General features: G+C 70.8%; 11 protein-coding genes and 1 riboswitch. Of the genes, 5 read left to right on the top strand and 6 right to left on the bottom strand.

Translation table 11 applies throughout. From position 1 onward, the window contains the following. Positions 1-86: 86 nt before the first annotated feature. The 5 genes from ACZ61C_RS03550 to metG all read right to left on the bottom strand — a co-directional run bounded on the left by ACZ61C_RS03550 (position 87) and on the right by metG (position 6,948). Positions 87-1,100, bottom strand: coding sequence for a methionine ABC transporter ATP-binding protein (locus tag ACZ61C_RS03550; RefSeq protein ID WP_465302379.1), 1,014 nt, complete (start codon positions 1,098-1,100; stop codon positions 87-89). A gap of 193 nt (positions 1,101-1,293) precedes the next feature. Continuing rightward, a riboswitch (SAM riboswitch) is annotated at positions 1,294-1,400 on the bottom strand. Positions 1,401-1,546: 146 nt separating this feature from the next. Continuing rightward, positions 1,547-2,383, bottom strand: coding sequence for a 16S rRNA (adenine(1518)-N(6)/adenine(1519)-N(6))-dimethyltransferase RsmA (rsmA, locus tag ACZ61C_RS03545; RefSeq protein WP_465302377.1), 837 nt, complete (start codon positions 2,381-2,383; stop codon positions 1,547-1,549). A gap of 288 nt (positions 2,384-2,671) precedes the next feature. Continuing rightward, complete coding sequence (locus ACZ61C_RS03540) at positions 2,672-4,096, bottom strand: transglycosylase family protein (RefSeq protein ID WP_465302375.1); 1,425 nt, start codon at positions 4,094-4,096, stop codon at positions 2,672-2,674. 209 nt (positions 4,097-4,305) lie between these two features. Then, positions 4,306-5,142, bottom strand: coding sequence for a TatD family hydrolase (locus ACZ61C_RS03535; protein WP_465302373.1), 837 nt, complete (start codon positions 5,140-5,142; stop codon positions 4,306-4,308). A 9-nt stretch (positions 5,143-5,151) separates the two neighbouring features. Next, complete coding sequence (gene metG / locus ACZ61C_RS03530; RefSeq protein ID WP_465302371.1) at positions 5,152-6,948, bottom strand: methionine--tRNA ligase; 1,797 nt, start codon at positions 6,946-6,948, stop codon at positions 5,152-5,154. Positions 6,949-7,000: 52 nt separating this feature from the next. Here metG and ACZ61C_RS03525 point away from each other — a divergent pair, with 52 nt between their 5' ends. The 5 genes from ACZ61C_RS03525 to ACZ61C_RS03505 all read left to right on the top strand — a co-directional run bounded on the left by ACZ61C_RS03525 (position 7,001) and on the right by ACZ61C_RS03505 (position 11,317). Further along, the gene (locus ACZ61C_RS03525; protein WP_465302369.1) at positions 7,001-7,579 is read left to right on the top strand and encodes a PadR family transcriptional regulator; all 579 of its coding nucleotides are present in this window, start codon (positions 7,001-7,003) and stop codon (positions 7,577-7,579) included. Positions 7,580-7,656: 77 nt separating this feature from the next. Next, the gene (locus ACZ61C_RS03520; protein WP_465302368.1) at positions 7,657-8,634 is read left to right on the top strand and encodes an ATP-binding cassette domain-containing protein; all 978 of its coding nucleotides are present in this window, start codon (positions 7,657-7,659) and stop codon (positions 8,632-8,634) included. Continuing rightward, the gene (locus tag ACZ61C_RS03515) at positions 8,624-9,379 is read left to right on the top strand and encodes an ABC transporter permease (RefSeq protein WP_465302366.1); all 756 of its coding nucleotides are present in this window, start codon (positions 8,624-8,626) and stop codon (positions 9,377-9,379) included. Before ACZ61C_RS03520 ends, ACZ61C_RS03515 begins: the two co-directional genes overlap by 11 nt. Before the next feature lie 77 nt (positions 9,380-9,456). Further along, the gene (locus ACZ61C_RS03510) at positions 9,457-10,071 is read left to right on the top strand and encodes a glycoside hydrolase family 25 protein (RefSeq protein WP_465302364.1); all 615 of its coding nucleotides are present in this window, start codon (positions 9,457-9,459) and stop codon (positions 10,069-10,071) included. Positions 10,072-10,090: 19 nt separating this feature from the next. Next, a complete protein-coding gene (locus tag ACZ61C_RS03505; protein ID WP_465302362.1) occupies positions 10,091-11,317 on the top strand; it encodes an aminodeoxychorismate synthase component I in 1,227 nt (408 codons plus the stop codon). Positions 11,318-11,357: 40 nt separating this feature from the next. Here the strand turns inward: ACZ61C_RS03505 and ACZ61C_RS03500 are convergent, their stop codons facing one another. Further along, positions 11,358-12,317, bottom strand: coding sequence for a quinone oxidoreductase family protein (locus ACZ61C_RS03500; protein ID WP_465302360.1), 960 nt, complete (start codon positions 12,315-12,317; stop codon positions 11,358-11,360). Between the last annotated feature and the right edge of the window lie 26 nt (positions 12,318-12,343).

The raw sequence follows: 12,343 nt of genomic DNA, 5'->3' as shown, positions 1-12,343 counted from the left end.
CCCAATGTGGCCTTCGGTGCGTTGAACGCACCCAAGGCGGCCTTCGGTGCGTTCAACGCACCCAAGGCCGCCTTGGGGCGCTGGGGTCAGGCGGCCGCGACACCCTGGGGGCCACGAGCCGTGTGCGTGACGTGGCCACCGCGCTCGGTGACCCACGCGAGGGCCGCGTCGGCGCGCTCGCCACGGACGCCGAGGCGGAAGCGGCCGACCGGGGTGTCGCCGATCCGGGTCAGGCCGCCGCCGATGGTGGCGAACTCGACGTCGAACCGGCCCGCCGCCTCGGGCAGCAGCGCGCCGACCGACGCGAAGCCGACCAGCACGACGTCGACCGAACGGTCGTACCGCGCACCCTGCGAGCGGGGGGTCTCGATGGCCGGCAGCAGCGCCTGCGCGGTGCGGCTGGCCGGGTTGGAGATCAGGTCGAGCACCGTGCCGCGCTCGACGACCGTGCCGTCCTCCAGGACCGCGACGTCGTCGCAGACCCGGCGGACCACCCCGGCGTCCGGCGTGGTGACCACCACGGTCACCCCCAGCTCGGACCGGGCCCGGTCGAGCACGGTGAGCACCGCGCCGGCCTCCTCCGGGTCGACGCCGGCGGTCGGGTCGTCCGCGAGCAGCACGGCGGGGGCCGCTGCGAGCGCCTTCGCGACCGCGACCCGGCGGAGCTGACCGACGGACAGCTCCGAGGGGCGCTGCGCGGCGCGCGGCGTCAGGCCGACGAGGTCGAGCAGGGAGCCGACCCGGCTGCGGCGCTGCGGGCCGTCGACCCCGAGCTGCTCCAGCGGGGAGGCGATGTTGCCGGCGATGGTGCGCTCGGCGATCAGCTCCGGCTTCGAGCCGACGATCCCCAGCTGGCGGCGGATCTCCCGCAGCCGGCGGCCGTCGAGGGTGCCGGTGTTGAGGCCGTCGAGCCGGACGACACCACGGTCGGGACGCTCCTGCAGCGCGATGCAACGGGCGAGGACGGACTTGCCCGAACCGGCGGGACCGACCACGCCGAACAGCGAGCCGGCCTGGACGTCGACGCTCACGTCGCGCAGGGCGACGACTGAGTTTCCGTTGGTGGCGAAGGACTTGGACAGATTTTCGACGGTGATCACGAAGGCTCCAGAAAACGGGGCGCGCTCACTCGGAGGCGCCCGGCCGCATGCGAAATCCGTCCTCTATGGACGGTGCGAGAAGAAGAGGTGGACCGGCTCGGGAAAGCTCAGTTGGAGCGTCGACATGCGGTCACGGAGCGGCGGCCTTCGTCGACTACGCGACGCCTGGTCAGCAGCAGGGGGCGAGCTACCCTCTTCATCGGAAACGGCCTCCATCGGTCCTGGCGGTAGCACCTGCCCTGTGGAGGGTGGTTGCTGCGACTTCGGCGAGCCAGGTCTCTCAGTCGCTCGGGATGGACATACTGAGTAAACCGATCCCGCAGAGCGAACGCAAGCCCGTTGGCCCAGATCACACGACTGGCGGCGTCCGGATGACGAGACGCGCACGCCGGGAGACGTCGGCGAGCACCGTGCCGGTTGACATCCACAGTGGACGTCGCCCGGGGCTAGCGGGCGGCGGCGAGCCGGGCGAAGTCGTGGACGTCGAGCTGCTCGCCGCGCGTCTTCGGGTCGATCCCGGCGGCCGCCAGCAGCTCGCCGGCGCGCTCGGCCGAGCCCGCCCAGCCCGCCAGCGCGGCGCGGAGCGTCTTCCTGCGCTGTGAGAAAGCGGCGTCGACGAGCCCGAAGAGCCGTTCCCGGTCGTCGGACGCCGGCGCGTCGCCGCGCTCGAAGGCAACGAGCGCGGAGTCGACGTTCGGTACCGGCCAGAACACCGAGCGTGGCACCGCGGCGACCTTGCGCGCCGGGCCGTACCAGGCGAGCTTGACGCTCGGCACGCCGTAGATCCGGCTGCCCGGGCCGGCCGCCATCCGGTCGGCGACCTCGGTCTGGACCATCACGAGGCCGGAGGTGAGCGACGGCACTTCGGCGAGCAGGTGCAGCACCACCGGCACGGCGACGTTGTAGGGGAGGTTGGCGACGAGGGCGGTCGGCGCCGGCAGCTCGGCGTCGGTGACGCGCATGGCGTCGGCCTCGAGGACGGTGAGGCGCCCGGCGGCGTCCGGCCCCCGCTCGGCGACGGTCTTCGGCAGCCGTTCGGCGAGCTTGGGATCGATCTCGACGGCGACGACCCGCGCGCCGGTGGCGAGCAGCCCCAGCGTCAGCGACCCGAGGCCGGGCCCGACCTCGAGCACGACGTCGTCCGGACCGACCGAGGCGAGCTCGACGATCCGGCGGACGGTGTTGGGATCGTGCACGAAGTTCTGCCCGAGCTTCTTCGTCGGCCGCACGTCCAGTTCGGCCGCCAGCCCGCGGATCTCGGCAGGTCCCAGCAGTTCAACCACCGGCCGAGCTTACCGAGGGGACATCTAGCGCCCCCGGACGGTCCGTACGCGGTGATCGAGGACGGAACTCACGTGATCAGGGACGGAACTCGCGTGATTGAGCGCAGAACTCGCGTGATTGGCGGGGCATCTCGCGTGATTGAGCGGGCATCACGCGTGATTGGGCGGGCATCGGGTGTGATGCCCCGCCAATCACGGGTGATGCCTCTCCGGACACGCGTGATGCCCCTCGGCGCACGCGAACCGGCCCCCGTCCGGGGAGGACGGGGGCCGGTTCGGAAAAGCGGGTCAGGCCTTCTTGCCGCAGACCGGCCAGGCGCCGTAACCGCCGCGGGCGTCGCGGACCTTCTCGGCCACCGAGATCTGCTGCTCGCGCGTCGCCTGGCTCGGCAGCGCCGCGTACTGGGAGCCGCCGTAGGCGTTCCAGGTCTGCTTGTCGAACTGGAGGCCGCCGTAGTAGCCGTTGCCGGTGTTGGTGGCCCAGTTGCCGCCCGACTCGCACTGCGCGATGCGGTCCCACGAGGACGCGTCGCCGATGACCGGGTTCGCCGGCTTCTTCGTGCCGACGTGGATGATCTTCGGCTTGGCCTCCGTGATGACCTGCTCGGAGACGCTCTCGCGCGAGACCTCTTTGCCGTTCTTCTGCGTGACCTTGTAGGTCACCATCTTCTCGCCGGGCGTGCCGGGGTCCTCGACCTCGGTCTTGCCCTTCTCGAGGTTCGGGTCGTCGACCTTCTGCTCGGGCGGGTCGATGGACTCCTTCTGGACGACCGTCGAGACGCCGGTGCGGCTGATGTGCACCTCGGCGCCGTCGGTCAGCTTGACGTCCAGACCACCTTCGGCGGCGTCCTCCGGGCCCAGGGTGAGCTTGTACTCGCCCAGGAACTCCTTCGTGGTGACCGCGGTCGTCTTGACCGGCTTCGGCGCGTTGGCGCCGTCGTACAGCGTGATGTTCTTGAGGGTCTTGATCTCGACGGTGGCGCCCTGGAGGGGCAGCTCGCCGTCCTTCGCCATCGACATCCACGTGCCGGGCTTGTCCATGCCGGTCATGCCGAGCTGGCTGAGCGCCTCACCCAGGTGGGTCGCGCGGACCCAGGAGGTGTGCTCCGCGCCGTCGACGATCATCTTCAGCTGGCGGCCGCGCTCGAGCTTGATGACCCCGCCGTCGCCGACCTCGGCCTGCGGGGACGGGGAGAGCGAGTCGTGCGCGCCGACGGACAGGCCCGCGTCCTCGAGCACCTCGCCGACGGTGTCGCCGAACGAGTGCACGGTCTGCTGCTGACCGTCGACGTCGACGGTGACGCTCTTGTTCATCGCCAGCGCGGCGGCGCCACCACCGGCGATGCTGATCATGACGCTGAGGACGGCGCCCTTCAGGAACCGGCGCTTCCAGACCTTGGTGGTCTCGCGCAGCCCCTCGTCCAGCATGGCCCGCTTGGCCTGCGGAGACGCGGTGCGGTCCGCCTCGATCTCGTCCGGGATGACGATCGGCGGCAGGTAGGTCGTCTCGGCGTTGATGAGCCGGATCAGCTCGTCGACGTCGACGTCGATCTCGGCCATCATCGCGTCGGCGTCGGGGCCGAGCGCGGCGAGGATGTCCTGCTGCGTGATGTTCGGGTCGTCGGAGAAGTCGAGCTGGCCGTACGCGGTGTCCTCGAAATAGCTCCGTTCGAGGACGGCGGAGCGTGCTCCAGCCTGTCTGCTACCTGTCACCGGGGATCGTTCCCTTTCACGAGACGGCGGTCGGGGGCGCCGTCTCTACGACTGGGCGTGACGATCGGAAGCTGCTGAGCGCAGGCCCGACCGGCACGATCACGGGACAGTAACGGGTCTCGCCGGGTTGCGCAAACACCCCCCGGAGTGTCGTGATCTGGGTCACTAGATCGAGTGGGCGATCAAGGAACACCGATGTCGCAGTGCGTTTATCCCGTTGTGACACTGGGGAGTCGATAGACCCGCTCGGCAGTGGTCCGGACCGATTCGGCGACTTCGTGGACAGCTTCGCCCCTGAGCGCGGCGAGGTGACGGACGGTGTAAGCCGCGCCGAACGGCTCGTTCGGCCGCCCACGGAACGGGTGGGGGGTCAGAAACGGCGCGTCGGTCTCGACGAGGTACTGGTCCGCCGGGCAGAGCCGGGCCGCCTCGTGGAGCCCCTTCGCGTTCTTGAACGTGACCGTGCCCGCGAAGGAAAGGACGTACCCCGCATCGACGCACTTGCGCGCCATTTCCGCGTCCCCGGAAAAACAATGGAAGATTACGGCATTCGGCGCATTCTCTTCGGCCAGGATGCGCAGCACGTCGTCGTGGGCCTCGCGGTCGTGGATCATCAGCGGCTTGTCCAGCCGCTTGGCGAGGTCGATGTGCCAGCGGAACGCCTCCTGCTGGGCGTCGTGCGGCGAGTAGTCCCAGTAGTAATCGAGGCCGGTCTCGCCGACGGCGACCACGCGGTCCTGGCCGGCCAGGCGCTCCACTTCGGACTTCTCGGCCTCGCCGAAGGCCTTGGTCCGCGTCGGGTGGATCGCCACGGCGGCCCACACGCGCGGGTCCCAGGTCGCCGCCTCGGCCGCCCACCGGGCGGAGGCGAGGTCGTCGGCGACCGTGACGACGCGGGCGACGCCGGCGCGCTCGGCGCGGTCGACCATGGCCGTGACTTCGGCCGCGGTGACCGCGCCGCACGCGTCGAGATGGGTGTGCGCGTCCACCACCGACACCGGGAGCCGGTCCGGGACCGGCGGCAGCTCGCGCTTCTCGTCACCCATGCGTTCTTCTTACTCCTTGGTGATCGGCGCCCACTCCGGACCGGTCTCGCCGAGCGCCGGGTCGAGCTTGGTGAACAGCGGGGTCGGCTTGGCCAGCGGCTTGCCGACCTCGATCGGCTTCGACTCCCACCTGGCCTGCTCGGCCGCGTAGTCGCCGGTGAGGATCGGGTTGACCCGGCCGTCGATGTCGAGGTCGTCGACTTCGCGCAGCTCTGGTTGAGCGGCCCAGACGCCGGTGCCGCCGAGGGCCTCGTGCACCTTCTGCGCCGAGTGCGGCAGGAACGGCGTCAGCAGCGTGTTGGCGTCGGAGACCACCTGCAGCGCGGTGTGCAGCACCGTGTCGCGCCGCGTCGGGTCGTCCTTGAGCTTCCACGGCTCCTGGTCGGAGATGTACTTGTTCGCCGCGGTGACGACCTTCATCGCCTCGCCCGCCGCCAGCTTGAACCGGGACCGGGCCAGGTGCGCGCCCGCGGTGTCGAAGGCCTTGCGGGACAGGGCCTTCAGCTCCTCGTCGGCCGCCGTCGGAGCCTCCGGGCGCGGGATGGCGCCGACGTTCTTGTGCGCCATCGAGATGGACCGGTTGACCAGGTTGCCCCACTCGTTGGCCAGCTCGAAGTTGGTCCGGCGGACGAACTCGTCCCAGGTGAAGTCCGTGTCCTGGGTCTCCGGGCCGGCGACCGAGATGAAGTACCGCAGCGTGTCCGGGCCGAAGTCGCGCAGGAAGTCCTCGACGTAGATGACGCGCCCGCGCGAGGTCGAGAACTTCGAGCCGCTCATGGTGAGGAACTCGCTGGAGACGATCTCGTCGGGCAGGTGCAGCTTGCCGTACTTGCCGGGCTCGCCACCCTTGTCACCCTCGCCGTTGTGGCCGAACAGCAGCGCCGGCCAGATCTGGGCGTGGAAGGTGATGTTGTCCTTGCCCATGAAGTAGTACGACCGGGCGTCGGCGTTGTTCCACCACTCCTGCCACGCGTCCGGGTTACCGGAGCGCCGGGCCCACTCGACGCTGGCCGAGAAGTACCCGATCACCGCGTCGAACCAGACGTAGAACCGCTTCAGCGGCTGGTCGCGCCAGCCGTCGAGGGGGATCTTGACGCCCCAGTCGAGGTCGCGGGTGATCGGCCGGGGCCGCATGTCGTCGATCAGGTTCTTGGTGAAGTTGAGGACGTTGGGGCGCCAGTCGGTCTTGGTGCCCAGCCAGTCGCCGAGGGTCTTGGTGAACGCCGGCAGGTCGAGGAAGTAGTGCTCGGTCTCGACGAACTTCGGCGTCTCGCCGTTGATCCGCGACTTCGGGTTGATCAGCTCCGCGGCGTCCAGCTGGTTGCCGCAGTTGTCGCACTGGTCGCCGCGCGCGCCGTCGTACCCGCAGATCGGGCAGGTGCCTTCGACGTAGCGGTCGGGCAGCGTGCGGCCGGTGGACGGGCTGATCGCCCCGCGCGTGGTCTTCGGCACGACGTAGCCGTTGCGGTGCAGCGCGAGGAAGATCTGCTGCGTCACCTCGGCGTGGTTGCCGGTCGTGGTCCGGGTGAACAGGTCGTAGGAAAGGCCGAGGCCCTGCAGGTCGGCGCCGATCTGGCGGGTGTACTTGTCCGCCGTCAGCTGCGGGGTCGAGTTCTCCTTGTCGGCCTGGACCGTGATCGGGGTGCCGTGTTCGTCGGTCCCGGACACCATGAGCACCCGGTTGCCGGCCATTCGCTGGTAGCGCGAGAAGACGTCGGACGGAACGCCGAATCCGGACACGTGGCCGATGTGGCGGGGGCCGTTGGCGTAGGGCCAGGCCACCGCGGTCAACACGGGGGTGCTCATACCTTATTAGCCTACGGAGGGCGTCACGCGCTTTGTCGGGAGGGAGGCCCAGTTGTCCGCGACACGGTTGCTGGTGCTCGGTGTGGTCCGCATGTACGGCCGCGCGCACGGGTACCAGGTGCGGCGTGAACTGCTCAGCTGGTCGGCGGACAAGTGGGCCAACGTCCAGCCGGGGTCGATCTACCACGCGCTGAAGAAGATGACCACCGAGGAGCTGCTGGAGCAGGTCGACGTCGAGCCGGGCGACGGCGGCCCGGACCGCGTCGCCTACCGGCTCACCGACGTCGGCGAGCAGGAGTACCAGGTCCTGCTCTCGAAGGCCCTGTCGGACCCGGAGCTCAACCACCCGGACCTGTCGGCCGGGATCTCGCTCATGACGACGTTGCCGCGGGCCCGGGTGGTCAACCTGCTCCGGCACCGGCTGGTGCACTTGGAGGCCGAGCAGCGGCAGGCCGTGCTGATGCTCGACGAGGTGAAGGCCAGCATGGAGCTGGGCACGCCCGAGCACGTCGGTGAGCTGTACCGGCTGTGGGGCGGGATCACGGACGCGAGCCTGACCTGGCTCGAAGGCCTGATCGCCCGGCTCGAAGCGGGCGAGTACGTGATGGCCGACGAGGGACCGCCCCGGTAATCAAGTTTGACTAGCGAGCCCTTCCCGGGGCACAGCGGACGCTCACGCTAGTCAAACTTGATTAGAGAGGGGCACTCATGATCACGGCACGCGGCCTCGAGCGGCGGTTCCGCCGCAAGGGCCGCACTGGGGGCGACGTCCACGCGGTGAAGGGCGTCGACCTCGACGTCGAAGCGGGCGAGCTGGTCGGCTTCCTCGGCCCGAACGGCGCCGGGAAGACCACGACGCTGCGCATGCTGACCACGCTGCTGAAGCCGACGGCGGGCACCGCGACCGTCGGCGGCCGCGACCTGCTGACCGACCCGCTGGGCGTGCGCGAGCGGATCGGCTACGTCGCCCAGGGCGGCGGCAGCGCGCCCGAAAGCAAGGTCGCCGACGAGCTGGAGCTGCAGGGGCGGCTCTACCGGATGAGCAAGGCCGACGCGATCGCCCGCGGCGCCGAGCTCGCCGACCAGCTCGATCTCACCGGGCTGGACCAGCGGCTGACCAAGACGCTCTCCGGCGGGCAGCGGCGGCGGCTCGACATCACGCTCGGGCTGATCCACTCGCCCGGCCTGGTCTTCCTCGACGAGCCGTCGACCGGGCTCGACCCGCAGAGCCGCGCCAACCTGTGGGAGCACATCCGCCGGCTGCGCGCCGAGCAGGGCGTCACGGTCTCCCTCACGACCCACTACCTGGGCGAGGCCGACGCGCTGTCCGACCGGCTGATCGTCATCGACGACGGCCGGATCGTCGCCGAGGGCACGCCGGACGCGCTGAAGGCGCGGGTCAGCGGCGACCGCGTCGAGGTCGGCGTCGACCCCGAGCAGGGCACGGACGCCGCCGAGATCGCCGGGCGGCTGGCCGGCGCGCACGAGCTGTCGGTCACCGACGGACTGGTCCGCTTCCGCGTGCCGCGCGGCGACGTCGCGCTGCCGGAGCTGCTGCGGGCGCTGGACGCCAAGGGCATCCCGATGGTGTCGATGCAGGTCCACCGGCCGACGCTGGACGACGTCTTCCTGACCCTGACCGGGCGCTCGCTGCGCGAAGCCGAGGAGGGCACCCGTGCTGCGTGACACCTGGCTGATCTTCCGCCGCGACATGGCCGCGGCGCTGCGCAACCCGACGTGGATCCTGATCGGGATCATGCAGCCGCTGCTGTACCTGTTCCTGTTCGGGCCGCTGATGGTCAAGGCCGTCGGCCTGCCCGAAGCGGACGGCTGGATGCTGCTCACCCCGGCGCTGGTCGCGCAGCTGGCGCTGTTCGGCAGCTCGTTCGTCGGGTTCGGGCTGCTGGCCGAGTACCGCTCCGGCGTGGTCGAGCGGTTCCGGGTGACGCCGGTCAGCCGCGGCGCGCTGCTGCTGGGCAAGGTGCTGGCCAGCGCCTTGCAGGCGATCGTGCAGGCGGTGCTGATCATCGTGCTGGCGTACCTGGCGTTCGACCTCGACGCGCCGGTCGGCGGGGTGCTGCTGAGCCTGGTGATCGTCTTCCTGCTGGCGGTTTCGCTCGCATCGTGCTCCTACGCGCTGGCGTTGACGCTGAAGAGCGAGGAGACGTTCCCGGCGCTGCTCAACGCCGTGCTCATCCCGCTGCTGCTGCTTTCCGGGATCCTGCTGCCGATCACGGCGGGCAAGGCGCCGCAGTGGCTGTACACGGTGTCGCAGATCAACCCGTTCCGGCACGTGGTGGACGTCGAGCGCAACGCCTTCCGCGGCGACTTCACGATGGACGCGTTGTTCACCGGCGGTGTCGTGGTGCTGGTGATGGCGGTGTTGTCGGTGTGGTGGGGCACCAGAACGTTCCGACGCGAAAACGCCTGATCAACCCGGTGTTGCTGACTGCGGGTCCGCTCCCGGCGACGTATGGTGTGCTCTCATCTACGCGCCGGGGGCGGACTGTGACGGAGCCGGAAGCCGAGCTCGGCATCTCGCTGTCCCACCGCGAGCGCGTCGCCGACTGGCAGGCCGTGCGCGCCGCGCAGAACCGGTTCGTGTCGGTGACGATCAGCGAGAACGTCAACTGGAGCAGCTCCGCCGCGGAACGGAACATGGCGGGCGCGCAGGAGGCCGGGCTGCACGTCGGCGGCCGGCACTACGCGCGGCCCGGCGCGGTGCACGACCAGGCCGACCACTTCGTCCGGACGGCCAGCAAGCTCGGCGCGTTCGCGCCCGGCTCGCTGGCGCCGGCGCTGGAGGTGGCGGCCCCGAGCGTCGACGACCGGTTCATCAAGGCGTGGATCAAGCACGTCCGGCACGCGGCGCGCCTCGAGCGTGTGCTCGTCTACGCCGACTACGACTGCTGGCAGCACCGGCTGCACCCGGACCGCTGGGCCGACTCCGAAGTGGTGCTCTGGCTGATCCGCCACAACGGCATCCCCGGACGGGCGGGCTGGTTCCACTCGCGGCTCGGCATCCACCAGCACGCGTGCGCGCCGGACGTGCCGGGCATCACCGGGCCGGTCGAGCAGAACGCCGTCGTGTACCCGTTCACATTGGGTGACCTTCTGCTTTGACGTGTGGTGGTATGGCGCCATGCGCGTGACGAGCAGGGCACTTCGGACGAAGGTGACACCCGCGCGCGCTTTCTCGGCCCTCGCCCACCACAACGCCTCGCGCGGGCTCCCGCCGCCGGCGATGCTGTCGGGCGACTGGTTCGGCTCACCGGCGGTGATCGCGCCGTCCCTCGCCGTTTCTCCCCGTGTCTTCCCCTCGGTCGACGAAGTCGACGCTCCACCGGACGTCGTCGGCGGTGGCTGGTTCGGCTACCTGGCCTACGACGCCTCCGGCTCGCTTCCGGGCGCCGCGTGGGGCTGGGCGGACCACGTGCTGCGGTGGTCCGCTTCGGGCACCTGCCACCTGGAGTCCCTGGACGGCGGCGGGCCCTCGGTGTCCACAATGGAGTCGCTGCTGGCCGTGCCGCCGCCCGCCGCGTCGTGGACGGCCGGGCCACTGCACCGGCCGCTGCCCTCGGAGCACCGGGACGCGGTGAAGGCGTGCGTGCACGCGATCGAGGCCGGGGAGCTGTTCCAGGCGAACATCTGCAGCCGGTTCACGGGGTCGTTCTCCGGCTCTCCCGCCGGTCTGTTCGCCGCCGGTGTGGCTTCGCTGGCGCCTCGCCGGGCGGCGTTCCTCTCGGGCTCGTGGGGGTCGGTCGTCTCGTTCTCGCCGGAGCTGTTCCTCGCGCGGCACGGCCGGGCGGTGCGTTCGACGCCGATCAAGGGGACGCTCCCCCGCCGCGGGCCGCAGGACGACGGGAACGCCCGGCTGCTGCGGCGGTCCGCCAAGGACGTCGCGGAGAACGTGATGATCACCGACCTGGTGCGCAACGACCTGGGCCGGGTGTGCGAGGTCGGGACGGTGACGGTGCCGTCGCTGCTGGAGGTCCGGCCGGCGCCGGGCGTCTGGCACCTGGACTCGACGGTGACGGGCGTGCTGCGGCCTTCGGTGTCGGACGCCGACCTGCTGGCGGCGACGTTCCCGCCCGGCTCGGTGACGGGCGCGCCGAAGATCCGCGCGCTGGACCTGATCGCGGCGCTGGAGCCCGTCGGACGCGGGGTCTACACCGGTGCGATCGGGCTGGTCTCGCCGGCCGCCGGGCTGGAGCTGAACGTCGCGATCCGGACGTTCGAGATCGCCGGCGGCCGGATCGCCCTGGGTGTCGGCGGCGGCATCACCGCCGACTCGGACCCGGAGGCGGAGTGGCAGGAGTGCCTGCACAAGGCGGCACCCCTGGAAGCTCTGCTCGCCAAGAGGTCGTGAGTGGTAATTCGGGTTAGAACCCTAATTACCACTCACGACATCACTTGCCGGGGTCGAGCAGTAGCTTGCCGACGGTGGCGCGCGAGCGCAGGGCCTCGTGCGCGCCGCGGGCGTCCGACAGCGCGTACTCGCCGCCCGCGATCGCCTTGAGCCGGCCGGTCAGCACCAGGCCGAACAGCTCCCGCAGCGCCGAGCCGAAGACGTTGCCCGGCAGGCGGAAGACGTGCGGCAGCCACATCCCGCTGATCGTCGTGCTGTGCCCGAGGACGTTGCGGAGGTCGACCGGCTTCGGGCTTTCGCGCCCGGCCATGCCGTAGAACACCAGCCGGCCGAACGGCGCGAGCGCGGCGATGCTCTGGTCGGTCGTCGTCCCGCCGACCATGTCGAGCACGATGTCGACGCGGCGGCCGTCGTTCGCCGCGATCAGGGCCTGCGTCATGTCTTCCGCGCGCGAGTCGATCGCGACGTCGGCCCCGAGCTCGAGGGCGAGCGCGCGCTTCTCCTCGCTGCTGGCGGTGGCGATCACCCGGCCGGCGCCCCACGCCTTGGCGAGCTGCACGGCGATCGAGCCGACACCCCCGGCCGCGGCGTGCACGACCACCGACTCGCCTTCGGCCAGGTAGGCGTTCCGGCGGAGCAGCACCCAGGCGGTCGCGCCCTGGACCAGCATGGACAGCGCGGTGAGGTCGCTGATGCCGTCGGGCACCGGGAAGGTCATGGCCTCGGCCGCGACGGCCCGCTCGGCGTACCCGCCCCCGCCGTTGAGCAGGGCGACGACCCGTTCGCCGGCCTCGGTGCGTCCGACGACCTCGCCGCCGGGCACGAGGGGCAGCTTGCTGGGCGCGAGGTAGGAGTTCTCGGCCTGGTGGGTGTCGGCGTAGTTGACGCCGATGCGCTCGACGTTGACGAGCACCTCGCCGGGGCCGGCCACCGGGTCCGGCAGCTCGACCGGCGTGAGCACCTCGGGCCCGCCGAACTCGGTCACCTGCACTGCGCGCATCTGCTGTCCTCCCGGTGGCTGATGTG

The sequence above is a fragment of the Amycolatopsis sp. NPDC104587 genome (assembly GCF_055583645.1).
The sequence above is the reverse complement of the archived record's forward strand: the minus strand, read 5'-3'. Positions and strand labels throughout refer to the sequence as shown.